Genomic DNA, 19,322 nt, shown 5'->3' with positions numbered 1-19,322 from the left:
AGTCGTCACGCCAGCTTGCGCAGCAGCTCCAGCAGCACGGCCTGCTCGCGGGAGCTCAAGGGTTCGAGGGTCTTGCGGCTGATCGCACTGGCATGCGCCAGCGAGCGCTCGACCAGGGTCTGTCCCGCCTCGGTCAGGGCCACGACACGCCGTCGCCCGTCCTCGGGATCGGCGCGGGTCTCGATCAGATGGCGCTTGATAAGGCGGTCGACCACGCCCTTGATGGTGGCCGCATCCATGGCGGTCAGCCGACCGAGGCGGTTCTGGGTGGTCGGGCCTTCCTCATAGAGCTTGGCGAGCGTCGCCCAGCGCGTGGGCGTGATGTCCTTGTCCATATGGCGCGCGAAGATCGCGACATGGCGCTGGCTGACACGACGCAGCATGAATCCCACCTGGTCGTCGAGCCGGTAATGCGCAACCGGCGTGGCCCGGACGCTCTTGCGCAGCCGGGGCGCGCTCACGCCTTCTGCGACCAGGGCAAGGGTTGCGGCGGCCCGCGGCCTCACCGCAGGCCGTCCTCGCCCTTGATCTCGGCTTTGGTCAGGCCGCCCACGCGCGGCAAGGGCCGCCCGCTGTCGGTCACCGCCACGGCGACCATGATCTCGTTGGCGCGCGGCGCGTCATGGACCCGGACCTCCATGCCGTCGAAATGGCTGCGCACGAAGGCGGCGTCCTTGTGGCCCAGCGGAATGTCGAGCGCCACGCCGAGCCCGCCGCGCTTCTTGGAGGAGGGGATGAGGGCGGCACCCTTGCCCAGCGTCTTGCGGAAGGGCGCGCCCAGCTTGGGATGCAGGATCGCCGCCGCATGCTCGAGCTCGCCATTCTCGCCCACGGCCGCGGCCTTGCCATAGCTCTCGACCTTGGCGCCAGGAATACCCAGCGCCGCGACCGCGCGTTCCGATAGCAGCCCGCCCAGTTCCTCGCCGATATCGATCAGCTCCGCGAGATCCTCGACATAGCGTCCGGCAAAGGGGTTCTCGATGATCGCGACCGCGGCGGCGCGGCGCACCGGCGGCTTCACGTCATGGCCCAGCTCCTGGCTGGTCTCCTCCACCACCGTGACGATCTTGCGGATCCTGGCTTTCATCTGAGGCCGTCCTCTCCCTTGACTTCGCTCGCCTTGAGCCCGCCGACGCGGGCATGGATACGCGGTCCCGTGGTCATCACCAGCGCCAGCAGGATCTCGTCCGCGCGCGGCGCGTCCGCGATGCCGACCTCGATGGCGTCGAAATGGCTGCGCACATAGGAGGCGTTGATATGGGTGACCGGCACGTCGAGCCGCGTGCCGGGACCCCCGACCTTCTTGGTCGAGGCCACGATGGCCTTGGCGCCGCCCAGCATCTCGCGCATGCCATAGCCGCCCGGCACGTGCCAGAGCGCGCCATGCTCGAGCTCGCCACCCGCGCCGACGATGGCGCCCTTGCCATAGCCTTCGATCGCCTTGGCATTGCCGCCCATGGCCGCGATCAGATCCTTCGCCATCCGCGTGCCGAGCGGTTTGAGATCGTCCATGAAGCCGGCGATGTCCTCGACATAACGGCCGGCAAAGGGATTGTGAATGACGGCGAGAGCGGCGCCGCGCTTCAGGGATTTGGCCGGGGCGGGGCCGCCTTCGTGATAGATCTCTTCGACCGAGATCAGATATTTGCGCAGGATCACGTCATGCATGAGCGATCGCCTTCATGGGGGCCGGGTTGAAGAGCTGCGGTACGATAGCGTCGGATGCGATGCCGATGAACCGGGTCTGGCCCTGGAGATGCAGGGCGGCTGCCACGATGAGGCTTCGCGCCTGTAACGATAGAGCGGTCGCCTGGCCGGCGTCGAGCGCCGCGGCGATCTGGCCCTGCGTCAGTTCCGGGACATGACGCGTGACCAGGCGCGGGCCCAGATCGCTGTCGGGCTGAAGGTCGGTGGCCGGCAGGCGGAGAATGCCGCGATGACCCGGCAGATCGACCGCATTGGCAATCACGGTCGCGGCGGCATCGGCCATCGCCGCGCCCGGCGCCAGCACCGTCACCGCATCGGCGATCCCGAGCGAGAAGCTGCGGCCGCGCCAGCCGCTGGTGGCGATGCCGCGTACTGGGGCTTCATGGCCGATCGTCGCGGTGCCGAAGAGCGAGGGCCGGTCGGGCCGGTCGATCATCGCGATCTTGAAGCTCTCGCCGGGCGCCAGATGCAGGGCGATATCCCCGCCGTTATTGACATAGGCTCGGGCGAGGGGAGCCGCTGCCGTCATCGCGCCCAGGATTTCCTCCGCCACGGCGCCGGCGACGGCCGCCATCGGCGTGATGAAGATCTGCTTTGAGAAGCTCGCGACGGCCTTCTGCATGCGCTGCGCCACGATGCCGGTGAGTTCGTTCCGAACCGGATGGGCGGCGGTGCGCAGTAAGGGCAGCTCGGCGCAGAGCTCGTCGAGGATCGTGACGAAGCGCTCGGCCGCGGCTCGATAGGCGGCTTCGACGTCCGCGCGACCGGCCCAGGCTTCGACGATCAGGTCGATCGGCCCGTCCTGCAGATGCAGCCGGCGGCCGTCGGGCAGGAGGGCGATGTGCGCGCGAGCCATGTTACCGGCCGCTCCCGCCGCGCACCGGCGCCATGGGCCAGGGATTCTCTGCGTGCGGCGTCACTTCGCGCCGGTCGCTGCCGCGGTCGAGCGAGGCCAGCGGCCGCACCTGGTCGAGATGCCCGCCGAGCGCCGCGTAATCCTCGAGCGTCATGGTGAATTCGATCGGCGCCACCAGGGCCGGCGTCGGCACATAGCCGAAGCCGTTCTCGGGCACGCGGCTGACATCGACCATGAAGGTGATGCCGCCGCCGGGCCAGATATAGACCGGGGCGCCGCCGCAGGTGACGCGGGTGAGGGAGTCCTCTACCGAGCGTGTCAGCCGCACCGGATTCTCGGTGACGCCGGCGCGCAGCGATCCGCCCGCACCGCCCATGAAGAGCACCGTGCAGAGCGCGGGCTCGCAATTCTCGCGGATTCGCTCGACCGAGACGCGCAAGGCCTCGGGCAGCTCTTCCTCGACCGGCTGCAGCGCTTCGTTCAGCCGATAGAAGCCATATTGCTCGCCGGTGGTGCTGACCATCAGCATCGAGGTGCCGGGCTTCGCCACCTTCCTGTCGAAGGGCTCGAGGATCGAGAGCGGATCGGAGATGTTGGTGCCGCCCCAGCCGGTGCCGGGCTCGGCCACCTGGAAATAGCGGCCGGGCGTCGAGCGCCGGCCCTTCATGCGGATGCCGGTCTCGCCGATGCCGAGATATTTGCCGGCCTGATGCTCGGAGAGCACGCCGGTGATGTGGTCGTCGACCACCACTACCTCGTCGACCTTGCCGAACCATTGGCGTGCGAACATGCCGATGGTGGCGGAGCCGCAGCCGACCCGCATCCGTTCCTCGGCCGTGCCGTTGACGACCGGCGGCTTGCCGGCCTGGACCCGCACCGAGGCGCCCTCATCGACCGTGAGCTCGACCGCCTTGCCGTTGCAGAGATCGAGCAGCGTCTCGCAGGTGACGCGGCCTTCCTTCTTGCTGCCGCCCGTCAGGTGATGCACGCCACCCAGCGACAGCATCTGCGAGCCATATTCGCCCGTCGTCACATGACCGACGGCCTCGCCCTTGGCGCGCACGATATTCCGTTCGGGCCCCAGATGCCGGTCGGTGTCGATTTTGATCTTCACGCCGCAATAGCTGAAGATGCCCTCGGTCACGACCGTGACCATGTCGACGCCGTCCATCTCGGACGACACGATGAAGGGGGCGGGCTTGTAGTCGGGATAGGTGGTGCCGGCGCCGATCGCGGTGACGAAGGTGCCGCCGCTATTGACGAGTTGTCCGTCCCAGCCGGCGCGTTCGAACGGCACCACGGTGCCGCCCTGCGAGACCGTGCGGTTCAGCAGCAGATGCGGATCGACGCGGACGATCTGGCCGTCATGATTGGCATAGCGGTCGCAGGCGCCGACAGCACCCGGTTTGATGTAGCACATGACCGGACAGGCATCGCAGCGGATCTTGCCGTCGGCCCCTGCGGGTCCCGTGGCGCTCGTCGGAGACGCAGACATGTCAGCCGCCCTCCTTTCCCATGACCCGCAACCGCGTGGCCAGGATCGCCGCGCGCACCCGGTCCGGCGTCGCCGGCGCGCGGCGAATACGGGCGCCGGTGGCGTCGAAGATCGCGTTGAAGATCGCCGGTGCCGTCGGAATCAGCGCCTGCTCGCCGATGCCCTTGGCGCCGAAGGGACCGACCGGCGAGGCATCCTCGATCAGGATCGAATGGACCTTCGGCATGTCGCCGGCGGAGGGGATCAGATAGTCATGCAGATTCTCGCCGCGGCCGGGCAGGAACTCCTCCATCAGGGCGAGCCCCAGCCCCTGCGCGGCACCGCCCTCGATCTGGCCCTCGACCAGGGTCGGATTGATCGCCCGGCCGACATCGTGGGCGGCGGTGAGCGCGGCCAGCTTCACCGTGCCGAGATCCATATCGACCTCGATCTCAGCCAGATGCGCGCCGAAGCCATAGACTGCGTAGGGCACGCCCTGGCCGTTCTCGTCGAGCCCGGTGGTCGGCGGATTGAAGGTCGCTTCCTCGGCGAACACATAGCCGCGCGCATCGACCGGCAGCGCGGTCAGATCGATCCGGCGTTCGCGAGTGCCGTCCTGGACCGTGACATGGCCGGCGTTGAAATGAATCTTGGCGTCCTCGCCGGCATTGGCGGCGCGCAATATCTGCGCGCGCAGGCCCCGGGCCGCGAGTTCCGCCGCCTTGCCGGAGACGAAGGTCTGGCGCGAGGCGGAGGTCTTGCCGCAATCGGGCGTCAGATCGGTATCGGCCGCGACGCGGTCGATGCGATCGATCGGCGCTCCCAGCGCATCGGCGAAGATCTGCAGGATGACCGTGTTCGAACCCTGGCCGATATCGACCGCCCCTTGATGCAGCGCCACCCTGCCATCGGGCTTGAGGCCGGTTCGCATCGTCGAGGGATTGGCCATCGAGGTGTTGCCGCAGCCATACCACATGCCGGCGACGCCGACGCCGCGGCGCAGCGGCGCTTTGGTGCTGCGATTGAAGGCGGCCGCCTCCGCACGGGCGGCGTGCCAGCGCGGCCGCAAGGCTTCGAGGCAGGCCTTGATGCCGACCCCTTCGCCGATCACCTGGCCGGTCGCCGTCGGCTGATCGCCGCGCAGCGCGTTCTTGATGCGGAACTCGAGGCGGTCCAGGCCCAGCTTGTCGGCGAGCTCGTCGAAAAGCTGCTCCTGCGCCAGGGTCGCTTGCGGCACGCCGAAGCCGCGAAAGGCGCCGGCGGGGACCAGATGGGTATGCACCGCGCGCGTCAGCGCCCGGTAATTCGGCACGTAATAGGGCCCCGAGGCATGGACCGGCACGCGGTTGGCGACGGTCGGCCCCCAGGAGGAATAGGCGCCGGTGTTGAAATCGGCCGCGACATCGATCGCCAGCAGCGCGCCGTCGCGCGCGGCGCCGATCTTCGCGCGGATCTTCGACGGATGGCGCTTGGTCGAGGTCATGAGGGATTCCGGCCGCGTATAAACCATCTGCACCGGCTGGCCGGTGACCCAGGCCGCGACCGCGAGGAAGGGCTGGACCGACATGTCGAGCTTGGCGCCGAAGCCGCCGCCGACCGCGGTCGGGATGATGCGCACCGCGCTCTGCGGGATCCCCAGGATCTTGGCGATGTCCTCGAGATTCATGTAGGGCGCCTGGGTGCAGACCTGGACCTCGATCCGGTCGCCGACGCGCCGCGCGAAGCCCGCCTCGGGCTCGATATAGGCATGCTCGACGAAGCCGGTCTCGAACTCGCCTTCGACGGTGACGGGCGCGGAGGCCAGCGCCGCCTCGACATCGCCTTTCACGACGCGGCCGCGCGTCAGGATGTTGCCGGGGCGTTTGTCATGGACCAGCGGCGCGGTCCCGTCGAGCGCCGCCGCCATGCTGGTGAGGGCGGGCAGGGGCTCCCAGACGACCGGAAATTTCGCGAGATCGAGCGCCGCGATCGCGGCGGGTTGGCCGACGACCGCCGCCACCGCCTCGCCGCGGAAGCGCACCTCGTCGCGGGCGAACACGGACTGGTCGGCGAAGGGGGGGATCGGTCCGTAGCAATCGACGCCCGGCACATCCTTGGCGGTCACCACTCTCACGATACCCGGATGGCTCGCGACATAGCGGTCGAGATCGCCAAAGGTGAATCGCGCGTGATGATGCGGGCTGCGGACGGCGCGCAGGAGCAGCGAATGGGCCGGCGTCTCGTCGGCGCCGAAGATCTCAGTGCCATCGGTCTTGGGCTTGCCGTCGACACGACGTAGCCGCTTGCCGACGGCGCTGCCGGCGGCGGGATCGGAATCGGCGACTCCCGGCTCGCCCTGGTCGAGGATGGCCGAGACGATCTTGCGGTAGCCGGTGCAGCGGCAGAGCACGCCGCCGACCGCATCCATGGCCTCGGCCTCGGTCGGCTGCGGATTCCGCTCCAGGAGCCGTGTCGCCGCGACCAGCATGCCCGGCGTGCAGATGCCGCACTGCGCGGCGCCATGACGAAGGAACGAGTCCTGCAGCTTTTGCGTCACGGCCGAGCTGGCGGTGAGGCCTTCGATGGTCTCGACCCGCTGGCCCTCGACCTGGCCAACCGCGACCAGGCAGGCACAGACCGGCTCGCCCTCGAGCAGCACGGTGCAGGCGCCGCAATCGCCGGCATCGCAGCCGACCTTGGTGCCGGTCAGACCCAGCTCGTCGCGCAAGGCTCGCGTCAGGCGCTGGCCGGGCGGCGTCGCGACGCTGACAGCGCGGCCATTGAGGGTGAAATCGATGCTGGTGGCGGGACGATCCATGGCGGTCAGCCCGCCACGCATTGCTCGAGCGCGCGCGCCACCAGCGTGCGCGCCGCGTCGCGGCGATAGGCGGCGGTGGCACGGATATCGTCTATCGGCGCCAGGGCCGCCAGATGCGAGGGCTCGACCCGGTTTCCGATGCCGGCGGTCATGGCGACACCCTGGAGCGCGCCCTCCAGGTCGGGCAGGCGGCGCGCGACCGCGGAGCAGGAACCCACCGCGATCCGCGCCTGCGCCACCCGGCCCTTGTCGTCCGCTTCGAGGATCGCGGCCACCATGGCGATCGAGATCACCAGATAGCGCCGCGCGCCGAGCTTGAGAAACACCGAAGGCCCCTCGATCGTGCGGGGCACCAGGATGGCAGAGACCAGCTCGTCGGGCCGGCGCTCGGTCTTGCGATTGCCGGTGATGAAGTCGCCGAGCTTGAGGCGGCGCGTGCCGGCGCGTGACATGAGCTCGACCTCGGCATCCAAAGCCAGGAGCGGCGGGACCCCATCGGCGGCGGGCGAAGCGTTGCAGAGATTGCCGGCGACGGTGCCCCGGTTCTGGATCTGGATCGAGCCGACCTCGCGCGCGGCGGCTTTCAGCGCGTCGAAGCAACGGGGCAGGGGGGTGGCGACCAGCTCGCTCCAGGTCGTGCCGCCCGCGATGCGGAACTGCGACGGTTCCTCACGGATGCCGCTCAGCTCGCGCACCGCCGTGATGTCGAGCACCGGCGCGGAGAGATGGCGGTCGCCCAGCGCCGGATAGAAGTCGGTGCCGCCCGCCAGGATCTGGATCCCGGGCGTCGCCAAGGCATCGACCGCCTCGCGCAGGCTTGTCGGTCTCAGGAACATGAAAACTTGAACATGGGGCCCGTCTCTCCACTGCCCTCGCACCCCGCGGCCCGCAGGGGTTCGTTCGTATGCAAATGATCTCCGGGAGGCCTGAAACTGTCAAGGCGGGCCTTGTTTGCCGGCCTGCCATCCCCCCATGATGGTAGCTCGCGTCAATAGTGATCGCCTTGGTCCATGCAATTCCTGGCTGTCATCTTCCTCGGGATCTGCGCCGGCTTGGCGGTTGCCAGGGCATTCGATGCCCATAAATGGCGGGAGATGCGCCGCTTCTGGATTTGTGCCGCGATAGCGGTTCCTCTGATCGCGGCCACGGCGGCGATGACGTGGAGCTTCTTCGCAAATCCGATCTTACCTGGAAGAATGAATGCTGGATTCGGTCCAGACTGGCTTTGCACCGGAATGAACGATCGTGATCTTTTTTGCATCAAGAAGAAGCCCCCATCCGTGACACCCGACGCAGGGTCGCATTGAGATCCGCCATTTGGCCTTTGCGTCTGTGGTTCGGAAGCCTCTTGTCGGTCGTCGCGGCCACTCCCGCCTGGGCTCATGCCTCCGACAAGGGCTTCGTCCTGCTGCTGCCGACGCATTACTACATCGTTGGGGGCACGCTTGCCGTGGCCGCCTCCTTCCTGTTGTTGCTTGCGGTTTCCGACAGCTTCCTGCGCCGCATCGCGGCGGCACGGTTCGATCTCGGCGTCTGGCCGGCGCTGCCCCGGACCGCGATCAGCGCGGCCAGCTTCCTGCTCCTGGTCTTGCTCCTGATCGCCGGCGTCTATGGCAGCCGCGATCCGCTGTCGAACCCCTTGCCGCTCTTCATCTGGACGGTCTGGTGGGGCGGGCTCACGGTCGCCCAGGCGCTGTTCGGCAATCTCTGGAGCTTTCTCAATCCCTGGCTGGCGCCCTATCGCCTGATCCGGCGGCTTTCGGGCGACACGGGCTCGTCGCCGGCACTTCTGGGCTATCCGCCCTGGTTCGGTTACGGGCCGGCGATCCTGTTGTTTTTGGGCTTCGCCTGGTTCGAGCTGATCGACCCGGCGCCCGACGATCCCGCGCGGCTGGCCGAGGCGATCGTGATTTACTCGGCCATTACCCTGGCCGGCATGGTCCTGTTCGGCGAGCGGGCCTGGCTCGCCAAGGGCGATGGCTTCGCGGTCTTCTTCCGCTTCGTGGCGCTGCTCGCGCCCTTGCGCGCGGAACCGGTCGAGCCGGATACCTCGACCGGTCCCAGCCGGCGATACCGCCTGACGCTGGGACTGCCGGGGCGGGCGCTCCTGCAATTTGGGCCGCTGCCCCTGAGCGGCGCCCTGTTCGTGCTGTTGACCCTGGCGACCGTTTCCTTCGACGGGCTCGACAAGACCTTCTGGTGGCTTGGAGTCTGGGGCGTCAACCCGCTCGAATTTCCAGGCCGGACCGTGCTCATGTTGCCGAATAGCCTGGGACTGATCGGGGCGTGGCTGCTGCTCGGCGCGGCCTATGGTCTGGCGATGGGGCTGGGTGGGCGCCTGGCCGGCGGCCGGATTGACATCGGCACCCTGCTCGGCGCCTTCGTCCTGTCGATCCTGCCGATCTCGATCGGCTACCACTTCGCCCATTACCTGACGTCGTTCCTGGTGAATGCCCAATATGCGGTGTTCTCGATCGACGATCCGTTCGGCTGGGGCTGGCACCTGCTGGGAATCGCTGATCCCCATGTCAGGGTTTCTTTCCTGTCGGACATGAATTCGGTCTGGCTCATCTTCTCGGCGCAGGCAGGGGCCGTGATGCTGGTCCATATCCTGGCGGTGCTGCTGGCCCATCTGATCGCGATCGAGCGCTTTCCCGACAAGCGCGCCGCCCTGGCGAGCCAGTGGCCTCTGGCGCTGCTGATGATCGGCTACACGCTGTTCGGGCTCTGGCTGCTGGCGGCTCCTACGATTGGATAGAGGGCCGGATATTGCCTTTTCCCGGGTCGCATGATTTCATTTCTATGCAAACGTTCGCCATAACAAGAACCGGTGCCCGCGCGGGAGAAGCGTGCAGGCCACCGCTCAACGCTGGGGAGGCGCGACGATGACTGCCAAGGGAACCATCAAGAAATCAAGTGGCTCGCTGATCACGCGCCGCAGCCTGGTCAAGGGGCTGGGTGCTGCCGCCGGTGCCGCCGCCGCGTCGGGATTGCTGCCGACGCCGATGCGCTTCATCCAGGCCCACGCCGCCGAGCCGATCAAGCTGGGCTTCCAGGTGCACCGCACCGGCATCGGCGCCGCCTACGGGCGCTGGTACGAACAGACCACGACCGCCGCGGTCAAGCTGATCAACGACGCCGGCGGCATCAACGGCCGTCAGATCGTGATCATCGCCGAGGACGACGGCACCGATCCGAAGCGCGGCGCCGAGGTGGTCGAGAAGTTCGCGACCAAACATAAGGTCGATGCGGTGTTCGGTACGCTGTTCTCTCATGTGGTGATGGGATCGGCGCCGACCGCGGGTCAGCTCAAGATGCCCTACTTCGTCGTCAGCGAGGGCCATCATGTCGCCTCGGGCGCCTTGAACCGCTACACCTTCCAGCCCGGCATCACCGACGTGAAATCGCAGGTGATCGCGATGGCGCCCTGGATCGCGAACAATCTCGGCAAGAAGGTGTCGATGATCTATCCGGACTACGCGTTCGGCTACGACCATCGCGATTTCTTCTCGGCCGCGATCAAGGAGCAGGGCGGCTCGATCTCGGCGCTCATTCCGGTGGCGCCGACCGAAACCTCCTACTCGAAATATTTCGCGCAGGTCCCGGCCGACACCGAGGTCATCTACCATGTGATGGTCGGTCCCGGCGTGCTCACCTTCGTCAAGGAGATGGGCGATCATTTCGGCACGACCCGGCCGCAGATCTTCGGCTTCATCGATTCGCTCGAAGCCACCGATATGGCGAGCCCCGGCCTCGAATATCTGGACGGCACCTATTTCTGGGAGGCTTTCCCACGCTACGCCCAGAAGGACCAGACCGATTTCGACAAGCATTACCGCGCCGCAGTCGGCGTCGACGACAATGGTGCCTCGACCGCCGATCCGAAGGAAGTCTCGACCTACTCCCATATGTTCGGCTGCTGGGAGACGCTCTATGTCATCAAGGCCGGCATGGAGAAGAGCGGTTACCAGAAGCCGACCTTCCATGACAAGGGCACGCTGATCGAGGCGGTCGAGGCGATGACGGTCTTCGCCGAGGGCGACGAGCATCCGCAGGGCGACAAGACCTTCAACGGCAAGCTCCACCAGTGCTACGGCCACCAGTACATCTCGAAGGTCGAGGGCGGCAAGCTGAACGTCGTCCACAAGACGGCGATCCAGGATGGGCTCTATCCGCCCGAAACGGATTACACAACCAAGCCGCTCTGACGGCATCCGAGGTCGTGATTTCCAACGGCGGCGCCCTCTCTTCCTCCGGTAAGGGTGAAGAGAGGGCGTGCGGCTTCATCGCGGGAAGCCGCGCGCCATGAGTCTCGGTCCCCATCTTCTCCTGGCCTTCCTGGAAGGAACCGCCGCCGCCTTCGTGCTGGCGCTGACGGCGCTGGGGCTCTCGCTCGTGTTCGGCGTCATGCGCATCGTCAATGTGGCGCATGGCGAGTTCTTCATGCTGGGGGCGGTGCTGGCCTATGGCTTCAGCAGCCTCGTTCCCGGCATTCCGGCCCTGGGCTTTCTGCTGGCGCTGGTCCTGAGCCCGCTGGTGGTGGGCGCCATCGCCTGGAGCGCCGACCGGCTGGTCCTCGCCCGACTCAATTACAATCCCGAGGCGACCATCGTCGCCACCATCGGCATGCTCTATATCATCCAGCAGTTGGTGCTGACCTTCTACGGACCCGATGCTCATCCGGTCGAACCGCCGATCAGCTTCCGCATTCAGTTCCCCTGGTTCGGTTACTCCGGCTACAAGCTCGTTGTGGTCGCGGCCTCGGCCGCCCTGCTGCTGCTGACCTGGTTCCTGCTGATGCGCACCCGCATCGGCCTCGTCATGCGGGCGACCCAGTTCGATCGCGAGACCGCGCAGAATTTCGGCATCCCCGTCGCCCGCGTCTATTCGATGATCTTCGCGCTGGGCGCCATGCTGGCGGCGGTCGCGGGCGTGCTGATCGTGCCGATCCAGCAGGCCCATTATCTGATGGGACTCGACCCGCTGCTGCTCTCCTTCATCACCGTCATCATCGGCGGGCTCGGCAGCCTGCGCGGCACGGTGATCGCCGCCTTCGTGATCGGGCTTTCCGATGGAATGATTTCGGTCTTCTTCTCCGGCACACTCTCCAAGATCATCGCGACCCTGCTGGTGGCGCTGGTGCTGGTGTTCCGACCGGAAGGGCTGTTCGCCCGGAGCGCCCGATGAGCGCGCCGGCCTTGCCCGCCTTCGCCTCCCGGCACGATGATCGGCGGCCGCTCTGGCTGCATCTCGGCGTGATCGCGGCGCTGTTCGCGCTGCAGTTCCTGTTGCCGGCCTATGACCACACCAATATGAGCCGGATCATGATCCTGGCGAGCTACGCCATGGGTTACAATCTGCTGCTGGGCTACACCGGCCTGATGAGCCTCGGTCATGCGATGTTCTTCGCGGCCGGTCTCTATGGCGCGGGCCTCAGCGCCTATTATCTGGGATTCGATCCGCTCTCGGCCTTCGTGGTCGGCCTGCTCACGGGCCTCGCCCTGTCGCTCGTAGTCGGCATGATCGCGCTGCGCACCAGTGGCGTCTCCTTCATGATCGTGACGCTGATGTTCGCCCAGGCCTGTTTCCTCCTGACGCTCTATTTCAACGAGATCACGCAGGGCGACCAGGGTATCGTCATCGATCTGAGCGCCTGGAGCTGGGACACGGGCAGCGAGGAGGGACCCCTGACCCTGGTCTCGCCGCCGATCCGCTATAATCTGGCGCTGCTGCTCTTCGCGATCAGCCTGCTGGTCTCGCTCTTCCTTGTTCGCTCGCGCATCGGCCGCGTGCTCGTGGCGATCCGCGAGAACGAGGCGCGGACGGTGATGCTGGGTTATCACAGCTTCCGCTACAAGTTGGGCTCGCTCGCGCTTTCCGGCACACTGTCGGCGGCGGCCGGCGCCACCTATGCGCTCCTTTTCTCTTATGTCGGCTCGACCTTCGCCGGCATCCAATATTCGATCCTGCCGCTGCTCTGGGTGCTGCTGGGTGGGCAGGGTACGATCCTGGGCCCGCTCCTGGGCACGGCCCTGATGTATTACCTGATCGATTTCTCCAGCGAATATACCTCGAGCTACATGCTGATCGTCGGCGTGGCCCTGGTGCTGCTCGTGCTCTGGTTCCCGAAAGGCATCCTCGGCACGTTGCGGCAGAAATGGCTGCCATGGCTGCCGTGACCGGCGCCGACGCGACGATTCTGTCCACGGCGAAATTGAGCCGCCAGTTCGGCGGCCTGCGCGCGGTCGACGCCGTCGATCTGTCGGTGGAGCGCGGCGAGATCCGCGCTGTGATCGGTCCCAACGGCGCCGGCAAGACCACGCTGGTCGGCATGATCTGCGGACGGATCCCGGCGAGTTCGGGACGCGTCCTGTTCGAGGGTGAGGACATCACGGCCTTGCGCCCCTGGTCGCGGGTCGAGCGCGGGATCGCCTATACCTTCCAGATCACCAGCGTTTTCCAGAACTTGAGCTGCTTCGACAATGTCGCCTTGGCGGCGCAGCGTGGCCTTCCCTGCAGAGGTGGCGAGGCCGACCTGATGAGCAAGGTCGATCGGACACTCGCTCGCGTGGGGCTCGAAGGCCGGGGGCCGGCGTTGGCCTCGACGCTGCCCTACGGCCATCAGCGACTGCTGGAACTCGCGATCGGACTGGCACTCGAGCCCAAGCTCCTGATCCTCGACGAGCCGACGCAAGGCCTCTCCGAGGAGGAGATCGTCGGGTTCTGCGCCCTCATCCGCGAGATCGCGGCCGACGCGACCGTGCTCCTGATCGAGCACAACATGCCGGTGGTGATGGATCTGGCCCATCTCATCACTGTGATGGACAACGGCCGGATCCTGGCGGAGGGAACGCCGGAGGAAATCAGGGCGAACCCCGAGGTGCAGAGGGCCTATCTCGGCACATGATCCTGACCCTCGACGCCGTGAACTGTTTCTATGGGCGCGTCCAAGTGCTGCGCGATCTCTCGCTGCGCGTGGCGCCGGGCGAGGTGCTTTGTCTGCTCGGCCGCAACGGCGCCGGCAAGACCACGACGCTCAAGACCATTATGGGTCTCATCAAACCGCGCTCGGGGCGGGTATGCCTCGGCGATGTCGATCTCGGCGGGCTGCCGGCGCATGAGATCCCGCGCCGCGGCATCGCTTATGTGCCGCAGGGCCGGCGTCTGTTCGCCGAGCTGACGGTCGAGGAAAATCTGGCGATCGGCCTTATGGCCCGGGACCGGGGCGCCTCGGTGCGCGAACGCGTCCTGGCTTTGTTTCCGGTCCTGAAGGAACGTCTGGCTCAAGCCGCCGGCACGCTCTCCGGCGGCGAGCAGGAGATGCTGGCCGTCGCCCGTGCCCTTTGCCTGGAACCGGCCGTTCTGCTGCTGGACGAGCCGACCGAGGGGTTGATGCCCAGCATGATCGCGGCGATCCTCGATACGGTCCGGCTGCTCCGGAGCCAGGGCGTGGCCACCATCCTGGTCGAGCAGCGGGTCGAGGCGGCGTTGTCGGTCGCGGACCGGGTCGCCTTCATCGAGAATGGCACGGTGAAGGAGACCTGCGATGTCCCCAGCCTCAGGTCCGATCCGACGCCCCTGCAGCGTTATGTCGGGGTCGGGTTGCGATCGATGTGATGGCTGGGCGGCCTAGGCAACGAGCCGGGCGGCCTCGCCGAGGCTCACGCCCGCCAGCTGCATCTGCCGCCGGGCCGTCGCCAGCGAGCCATTGAGGTCGATGGCGCGGCAGGCATCCAGCAGCACGGTCGTGTCGAAACCGAGGCGTGCCGCATCCAGCGCCGAATAGGCGACGCAGAAATCGGTCGCCAGGCCGACCAGGGCCAGCTTGGTCAGGCCGCGCTCGCGCAGGTAACCGGCGAGGCCCGTCGGGGTCTTGCGGTCGTTCTCATAGAAGGCGGAATAGCTGTCGATCGCCTTCCGGAACCCTTTGCGGATGACGAGCTCGGCCTTGGTCCAGGCCAGGTCCCGGTGGAACTCGGCGCCGGGGGTTCCCTGAACGCAGTGATCCGGCCAGAGCGTCTGCGAGCCGTAAGCCATCTGAACCGCAGCGAAGGGCGCCTGGCCGGCATGGGTCGAGGCAAAGCTCGAATGGCCGGCGGGATGCCAGTCCTGCGTCAGCACCACATGCTCGAAGGAGCCGATGAGGCGGTTGACGAGGGGCACGATCTCGTCGCCGCCGGCGACAGCGAGCGCGCCGCCGGGGCAAAAATCGTTCTGCAGGTCGATGACGATGAGGCCCGCATTGGGGCTCTCTTTCCTGAGGGCGGCCAAGGGGCGATCCTCTCTTGCGAATCCGATGCCGTTGCGACGTTGGTTCCCGAGTCTAAGGCCGCCCCGGAGGGAGATCAACCGATCCGCCAGTGTCAAAAGCGGAGCGTGAGGCTGAGCGCGCCGAATTTGTCGACGTTGTGCTGCCCGTCGAACTCCGGCGTCCGGAAGACATGGGTGTAAGCCAGGCGCACGGTCCGGATCGTGAAGGCCACGCCGACCTGCGCATCGCCGACAAAGATATTCCGATCGACGCTCCGGCTGTCCTGGAATGTATTGCCGTCCAGGAAAATGTTTCGCGCGACCGCCCGTCCATCCAATCCGGCGAAGAAATAGAGCCCGAAATCGTCCTGGGGTTCGAAGAAACCGGAACCGGGGAGGCTCGGCTCGATTCGCGGTGGGCCATAATCGTCCGGCAGGTTCCAGCCAAGCCGCAAGGTCGCGCCGGCGTTCGCGTAAGTGAAGACGTTGCCGACCGCGCCGCCGATATGCGGGGTGGCGTCGAAGGAGAACCCCCAGATGTCGCCGGACACGAAGGCGCGCCAGCTGCGTTCATAGGTGAGAACGATTCCGGGCTCGTTGTTGATCTGATGATCCCAGCCTTGGGGCTTATCGGCGCCGATGATCCCATGAACCCAGCTCTGGGTCTTGTCGGCGAGCGAGGCGGGTCCGACCATGCCGATCTGCAATTGCAACTGGTCGAGCCGCGTGCCGGTTTCTTCCATCAGGCCGATCGAGCCATAGAGCCAGCCCGCGTAGGGTCGGTCGTCGGCAGGCGGGTCGGCGACCGTGATATCGCTGGGGGTGTACATGTTCTGGCCGATGCCGTAGCTGACCCGGACATCGCCTTGGTCGGCGAAGAAGGGCAGCCAGCGGGCGGCGTCCACGGCCCAGGAGGGCGCTCCGCCCAGGCCCGAAGTCCAGCTCAGTTGAATGCCGTTCGTATAGTCCTGGTCGAAGCCGGAGACGAGGTCGTTCTCGAGCACCAGGTTGAAGGTGCCGTCTTCGAACTCGTCGGCGCGGGCTTGCGGGGAAATGCCAAGGCCGATCATGACGGCGCAAATGCCGGCCGCAACCGGCCGGCGCCGCATCGTGATCGCGGTGCTAATGCTGAGAAAGCGGACGGCCAGAGACGTCTCCGTACCGATGGGGCGGCGGCGGTCAGCCGAGAGTGACCGGATAGACAGCCAGGAGTTACGGGTCCAGTGATCAGGAACGGGCGGCTGGGCAGAGGCGGGCGAAAGCAGTAGTCTAACTGGGGGGACAGCCGGAAGTTCCGAGATTGTCGTGCGGGGGGGGTGGCGATAGCTCGGTGCAAGGGGTCGGAGATGGACGGCGATCTCGTTCCCAAGACCGGTTTGAAGGTGAAGCCCGTTGCAATCGCGGGCGTTCGGCTGCGACCCTTGACGCCCGCCCCCGATCTGCGTGGCAGCCTTTGCGAGATTCATCGCGACTCCTGGGAGCTGGCCGCAAGGCCGGTGCAGTGGGATTTCATCAATACGCGCCGCCATGTGTTGCGCGGTGTGCATGTGCACCGCTTGCGCGTCGACTACATCGTTGTCGTCGGCGGCCGGGCGACGATCGGTCTGGCCGATCTGCGCCGGGACGGGCCGAGCTTCCGACGGGGCATGACGCTCCAGGCCGAGGGCGAGGCGCCCCAGGTGCTGATCATCCCGCCCGGCGTCGCGCATGGCATTTATGCCCATGACCCCGTGACCTATCTCTACGGCCTCAGCGCCTATTACGATGGCGTCGACCAGGCCGGATGCCGGTTCGACGATCCCGACCTGGATATCGACTGGCCTTCGCGCGCGCCGATCCTGCTGCCGCGCGACGCCGACCTGCCGGATTTCGCGACCCTCCTGCGCCAGTTCGAGGCCGCGGGCGGGGTGCCGCGGCGGTCATGAGGCGCTGACCCGACCGCGATGCCGGCCGCAACCATCCTGATCCCGACGCACAACCATGTGGCGCCCCTGCGCCACGCGATCGCGAGTGCGCAAAGCCAGACCCTTCAGGATTTCGAGCTGTTCGTGGTGGGCGACGGCGTCGGCGACGCCACGCGGGACGTGATGCGCGAGCTGGGTGCGGCCGACCCCCGGATCCGCTTCTTCGATTTCCCGAAGGGGCCGCGCAAGGGCGAGATCCATCGTCACGAGGCGCTGAAGCAGGCCACCGGGCGCATTGTCGCCTATCTCGGCGATGACGATGCCTGGATGCCCGAGCATCTCGAGACCCTGGACCGGCTGCTGCGGGAGGTCGATTTCGGCCATACGCTTCATATCGGCCTCGACGACGCGGGCGCCTTGCGGTTTCTGCCGGCGGATCTGGAGAACCCCGAGTTCCGCCGGCTGATGCTGACGCAGCTCTTCAACCGGTTCGATTTCACCTTCGCCGGCCATACGCTGGAAGCCTACCGGAAGCTGCCTTACGGCTGGCGGACCACCCCGCCGGAATTCCCCTGGACCGACCTCTATATGTGGCGGCAGTTCCTGGCCGAGCCCTGGTGCCGCGCCCGGTCGGCCCTGGTGCCGACCTGCATCTGCACCGCCAGCAGCGCGCGGCCGAACCTGACCGACCAGGAGCGGGCCGACGAGCTGGCCGCCTGGCGGGCCCGATTCCAGGAACCCGGATTTCGAGAGGGAATCTGGCGCCAGGCCGCCGATGCCCTGGCCCGCGAGGCGGTTCGGGAGGAGCTCGACACGCTGACCTTGAAACGGGCGGCCGCCAAGAGCGGACGGCTGCTCAAGGCCGGGTTGGTGCGCCGCTGGGGAGGCCGCGGCCCCGCAACGGGCCCCGGACGGACATAGCCCCGGCAGGGGGCGGAATCGTCCCCTGAAAATGATGGGCTGGGCGACGCCCTGTCGCTAATGCCCGTCGCTATTGACAGCCGGCGCGTCTCTCATGTCCCTATCATCCCCGCGCTAAAGCATCAGTTCGGGTTTCCCGCCTTGGCAAAACGCTATTCGGCCCTCTCCCTTCTCCGCCACGCCCTCCTTCCCTCGAGCCCCTGGCCGCGCGCCTGGCGGTCGCCGGCGCCCAAATCGAGCTATGACGTCGTCATTATCGGCGGCGGCGGGCATGGGCTGGCGACGGCCTATTATCTGGCGGCCAATCACGGCATCAAGAATGTCGCGGTGATCGAGCGGGGCTATATCGGCTCGGGCAATGTCGGGCGTAACACGACAATCGTGCGCTCGAACTACATGATCGGCGGCAACACGAAATTCTTCGAATTCTCGCTACAGCTCTGGGAAGGGCTGTCGCATACCCTCAATTTCAACGTGATGCTGTCGCAGCGTGGCCAGATCGGCCTGGCGCACAACCCGTCGCAGATGGATGTGCTGGCGCGCAAGGGCAACATCATGCGCCTGCATGGCATCGATGCCGAGCTGCTCGATCGCGGGCAAGTAATGAAGCTGCTCCCCTATCTCGATTACAGCGACGCGGCGCGCTTTCCGGTCGTGGGCGGCATCATCCAGCAGCGCGCCGGCACGGTGCGCCATGACGCGGTCGCCTGGGGCTATGCGCGCGCGGCCAGCGATCTCGGCGTCGACATCATCGAGAATTGCGAGATGACCGGCTTCACCATGGAGCAGGGGAAGGTCACCGGGATCGAGACGACCAAGGGGCCCATCCGCGCCGGCAAGACCGCCATCGCAGTCGCGGGCCACAGCTCGCATGTGGCGGCCAAGGCGGGCCTGAGGCTGCCGGTCGAAAGCCATCTGCTGCAGGCCTTCGTTTCCGAGCCGATCAAGCCGCTGATCCATCACGTCGTCTCGTTCGGCGCCGAGCTCTTCTACATCTCTCAATCCGACAAGGGCGGCCTCGTCTTCGGCGGCCATATCGACGGCTTCAACAACTACACCCAGCGCGGCCAGCTGCCGAAGATCCAGACCGTGGCGGAATGCGCCGTCTCGTTGATCCCGGCGGTCTCGCGTCTGCGGCTGCTGCGGCATTGGGCCGGCATCATGGACATGACGCCCGACGGCGCGCCTTTCATCTGCGGGACGCCGATCCCCAATCTCTATCTCGATGGCGGCTGGTGCTATCAGGGCTTCAAGGCGATCCCGGCGTCGGGCTGGACCTTCGCCCATACGGTCGCCAAGGGCGAGGCGCATGAGCTCAACCGCTGCTTCAGCCTCGACCGGTTCGAGAAGGGCGGCGAGCTCGACGATCACGGCGCCGGCAACTGGAACTACAAGCAGTAAGGCTCTTCGACG

At 66.8% G+C, this 19,322-nt stretch carries 19 protein-coding genes; 10 read left to right on the top strand and 9 right to left on the bottom strand.

The genetic code is table 11. The features are described 5' to 3' along the window. Positions 1-5 precede the first annotated feature (5 nt). Genes FRZ44_RS17210 through FRZ44_RS17180 form a run of 7 tightly spaced genes read right to left on the bottom strand, consistent with a single transcriptional unit; the run spans position 6 to position 7,670 of the window. The gene (locus FRZ44_RS17210; protein ID WP_225308310.1) at positions 6-461 is read right to left on the bottom strand and encodes a MarR family winged helix-turn-helix transcriptional regulator; all 456 of its coding nucleotides are present in this window, start codon (positions 459-461) and stop codon (positions 6-8) included. A 41-nt stretch (positions 462-502) separates the two neighbouring features. Further along, positions 503-1,087: an amino acid synthesis family protein gene (locus tag FRZ44_RS17205; protein WP_151178342.1), complete on the bottom strand. Its 585-nt coding sequence runs from the start codon at positions 1,085-1,087 to the stop codon at positions 503-505. Continuing rightward, a complete protein-coding gene (locus FRZ44_RS17200) occupies positions 1,084-1,668 on the bottom strand; it encodes an amino acid synthesis family protein (RefSeq protein WP_151178341.1) in 585 nt (194 codons plus the stop codon). Before FRZ44_RS17200 ends, FRZ44_RS17205 begins: the two co-directional genes overlap by 4 nt. Next, on the bottom strand, positions 1,661-2,563 hold the full coding sequence (locus FRZ44_RS17195; RefSeq protein WP_151178340.1) for a UPF0280 family protein: 903 nt from the start codon (positions 2,561-2,563) through the stop codon (positions 1,661-1,663). Before FRZ44_RS17195 ends, FRZ44_RS17200 begins: the two co-directional genes overlap by 8 nt. A 1-nt stretch (position 2,564) precedes the next feature. Then, positions 2,565-4,058: a 6-hydroxynicotinate reductase gene (locus FRZ44_RS17190; RefSeq protein ID WP_151178339.1), complete on the bottom strand. Its 1,494-nt coding sequence runs from the start codon at positions 4,056-4,058 to the stop codon at positions 2,565-2,567. 1 nt (position 4,059) lies between these two features. Beyond that, the gene (locus FRZ44_RS17185; protein WP_151178338.1) at positions 4,060-6,834 is read right to left on the bottom strand and encodes a molybdopterin-dependent oxidoreductase; all 2,775 of its coding nucleotides are present in this window, start codon (positions 6,832-6,834) and stop codon (positions 4,060-4,062) included. 5 nt (positions 6,835-6,839) lie between these two features. Beyond that, the gene (locus tag FRZ44_RS17180; RefSeq protein WP_151178337.1) at positions 6,840-7,670 is read right to left on the bottom strand and encodes an FAD binding domain-containing protein; all 831 of its coding nucleotides are present in this window, start codon (positions 7,668-7,670) and stop codon (positions 6,840-6,842) included. Positions 7,671-7,844: 174 nt separating this feature from the next. Between FRZ44_RS17180 and FRZ44_RS17175 the strand changes: the two genes are divergently transcribed. The 7 genes from FRZ44_RS17175 to FRZ44_RS17145 all read left to right on the top strand — a co-directional run bounded on the left by FRZ44_RS17175 (position 7,845) and on the right by FRZ44_RS17145 (position 14,451). Continuing rightward, complete coding sequence (locus FRZ44_RS17175) at positions 7,845-8,141, top strand: hypothetical protein (protein ID WP_151178336.1); 297 nt, start codon at positions 7,845-7,847, stop codon at positions 8,139-8,141. A 41-nt stretch (positions 8,142-8,182) separates the two neighbouring features. Beyond that, the gene (locus tag FRZ44_RS17170) at positions 8,183-9,592 is read left to right on the top strand and encodes a hypothetical protein (RefSeq protein WP_225308309.1); all 1,410 of its coding nucleotides are present in this window, start codon (positions 8,183-8,185) and stop codon (positions 9,590-9,592) included. A 127-nt stretch (positions 9,593-9,719) separates the two neighbouring features. Beyond that, complete coding sequence (locus FRZ44_RS17165) at positions 9,720-11,042, top strand: ABC transporter substrate-binding protein (protein ID WP_151178334.1); 1,323 nt, start codon at positions 9,720-9,722, stop codon at positions 11,040-11,042. Positions 11,043-11,139: 97 nt separating this feature from the next. Then, positions 11,140-12,021: a branched-chain amino acid ABC transporter permease gene (locus FRZ44_RS17160; protein ID WP_151178333.1), complete on the top strand. Its 882-nt coding sequence runs from the start codon at positions 11,140-11,142 to the stop codon at positions 12,019-12,021. Then, entirely contained in the window at positions 12,018-13,013 is a 996-nt protein-coding gene (locus tag FRZ44_RS17155; protein WP_151178332.1) for a branched-chain amino acid ABC transporter permease, read from the top strand. The genes FRZ44_RS17160 and FRZ44_RS17155 overlap by 4 nt, the downstream gene beginning before the upstream one ends. Beyond that, complete coding sequence (locus FRZ44_RS17150) at positions 13,001-13,741, top strand: ABC transporter ATP-binding protein (protein WP_151178331.1); 741 nt, start codon at positions 13,001-13,003, stop codon at positions 13,739-13,741. The genes FRZ44_RS17155 and FRZ44_RS17150 overlap by 13 nt, the downstream gene beginning before the upstream one ends. Further along, positions 13,738-14,451, top strand: a complete 714-nt coding sequence (locus FRZ44_RS17145; protein ID WP_151178330.1) for an ABC transporter ATP-binding protein — start codon at positions 13,738-13,740, stop codon at positions 14,449-14,451. The genes FRZ44_RS17150 and FRZ44_RS17145 overlap by 4 nt, the downstream gene beginning before the upstream one ends. A 12-nt stretch (positions 14,452-14,463) precedes the next feature. Here FRZ44_RS17145 and pncA read toward each other — a convergent pair whose 3' ends face one another. Together pncA and FRZ44_RS17135 are read right to left on the bottom strand one after the other, a co-directional pair. After that, a complete protein-coding gene (gene pncA, locus FRZ44_RS17140; RefSeq protein ID WP_151178329.1) occupies positions 14,464-15,105 on the bottom strand; it encodes a bifunctional nicotinamidase/pyrazinamidase in 642 nt (213 codons plus the stop codon). Between the two features lie 92 nt (positions 15,106-15,197). After that, positions 15,198-16,193, bottom strand: a complete 996-nt coding sequence (locus tag FRZ44_RS17135) for a lipid A deacylase LpxR family protein (RefSeq protein ID WP_225308308.1) — start codon at positions 16,191-16,193, stop codon at positions 15,198-15,200. 237 nt (positions 16,194-16,430) lie between these two features. Between FRZ44_RS17135 and FRZ44_RS17130 the strand changes: the two genes are divergently transcribed. The 3 genes from FRZ44_RS17130 (at position 16,431) to FRZ44_RS17120 (ending at position 19,310) form a co-directional block, all read left to right on the top strand. Next, on the top strand, positions 16,431-17,009 hold the full coding sequence (locus FRZ44_RS17130; protein WP_151178328.1) for a dTDP-4-dehydrorhamnose 3,5-epimerase family protein: 579 nt from the start codon (positions 16,431-16,433) through the stop codon (positions 17,007-17,009). Between the two features lie 18 nt (positions 17,010-17,027). Continuing rightward, a complete protein-coding gene (locus FRZ44_RS17125; protein ID WP_151178327.1) occupies positions 17,028-17,909 on the top strand; it encodes a glycosyltransferase family 2 protein in 882 nt (293 codons plus the stop codon). Between the two features lie 141 nt (positions 17,910-18,050). Next, positions 18,051-19,310 (top strand): sarcosine oxidase subunit beta family protein, encoded by a 1,260-nt coding sequence (locus tag FRZ44_RS17120; protein ID WP_225308307.1) that lies wholly within the window; start codon positions 18,051-18,053, stop codon positions 19,308-19,310. Positions 19,311-19,322 lie beyond the last annotated feature (12 nt).

The organism is Hypericibacter terrae (assembly GCF_008728855.1).
Taxonomy (GTDB): domain Bacteria; phylum Pseudomonadota; class Alphaproteobacteria; order Dongiales; family Dongiaceae; genus Hypericibacter; species Hypericibacter terrae.
The sequence above is the reverse complement of the archived record's forward strand: the minus strand, read 5'-3'. Positions and strand labels throughout refer to the sequence as shown.

Bases quoted from the DNA above. Each gene is read 5' to 3' on its own strand.
- FRZ44_RS17205 (WP_151178342.1), bottom strand. From the start codon at position 1,087: ATGAAAGCCAGGATCCGCAAGATCGTCACGGTGGTGGAGGAGACCAGC.
- FRZ44_RS17200 (WP_151178341.1), bottom strand. From the start codon at position 1,668: ATGCATGACGTGATCCTGCGCAAATATCTGATCTCGGTCGAAGAGATC.
- FRZ44_RS17195 (WP_151178340.1), bottom strand. From the start codon at position 2,563: ATGGCTCGCGCGCACATCGCCCTCCTGCCCGACGGCCGCCGGCTGCAT.
- FRZ44_RS17190 (WP_151178339.1), bottom strand. From the start codon at position 4,058: ATGTCTGCGTCTCCGACGAGCGCCACGGGACCCGCAGGGGCCGACGGC.
- FRZ44_RS17185 (WP_151178338.1), bottom strand. From the start codon at position 6,834: ATGGATCGTCCCGCCACCAGCATCGATTTCACCCTCAATGGCCGCGCT.
- FRZ44_RS17180 (WP_151178337.1), bottom strand. From the start codon at position 7,670: ATGTTCCTGAGACCGACAAGCCTGCGCGAGGCGGTCGATGCCTTGGCG.
- FRZ44_RS17175 (WP_151178336.1), top strand. From the start codon at position 7,845: ATGCAATTCCTGGCTGTCATCTTCCTCGGGATCTGCGCCGGCTTGGCG.
- FRZ44_RS17165 (WP_151178334.1), top strand. From the start codon at position 9,720: ATGACTGCCAAGGGAACCATCAAGAAATCAAGTGGCTCGCTGATCACG.
- FRZ44_RS17160 (WP_151178333.1), top strand. From the start codon at position 11,140: ATGAGTCTCGGTCCCCATCTTCTCCTGGCCTTCCTGGAAGGAACCGCC.
- FRZ44_RS17155 (WP_151178332.1), top strand. From the start codon at position 12,018: ATGAGCGCGCCGGCCTTGCCCGCCTTCGCCTCCCGGCACGATGATCGG.
- FRZ44_RS17150 (WP_151178331.1), top strand. From the start codon at position 13,001: ATGGCTGCCGTGACCGGCGCCGACGCGACGATTCTGTCCACGGCGAAA.
- FRZ44_RS17145 (WP_151178330.1), top strand. From the start codon at position 13,738: ATGATCCTGACCCTCGACGCCGTGAACTGTTTCTATGGGCGCGTCCAA.
- FRZ44_RS17135 (WP_225308308.1), bottom strand. From the start codon at position 16,193: ATGCGGCGCCGGCCGGTTGCGGCCGGCATTTGCGCCGTCATGATCGGC.
- FRZ44_RS17130 (WP_151178328.1), top strand. From the start codon at position 16,431: ATGGACGGCGATCTCGTTCCCAAGACCGGTTTGAAGGTGAAGCCCGTT.
- FRZ44_RS17125 (WP_151178327.1), top strand. From the start codon at position 17,028: ATGCCGGCCGCAACCATCCTGATCCCGACGCACAACCATGTGGCGCCC.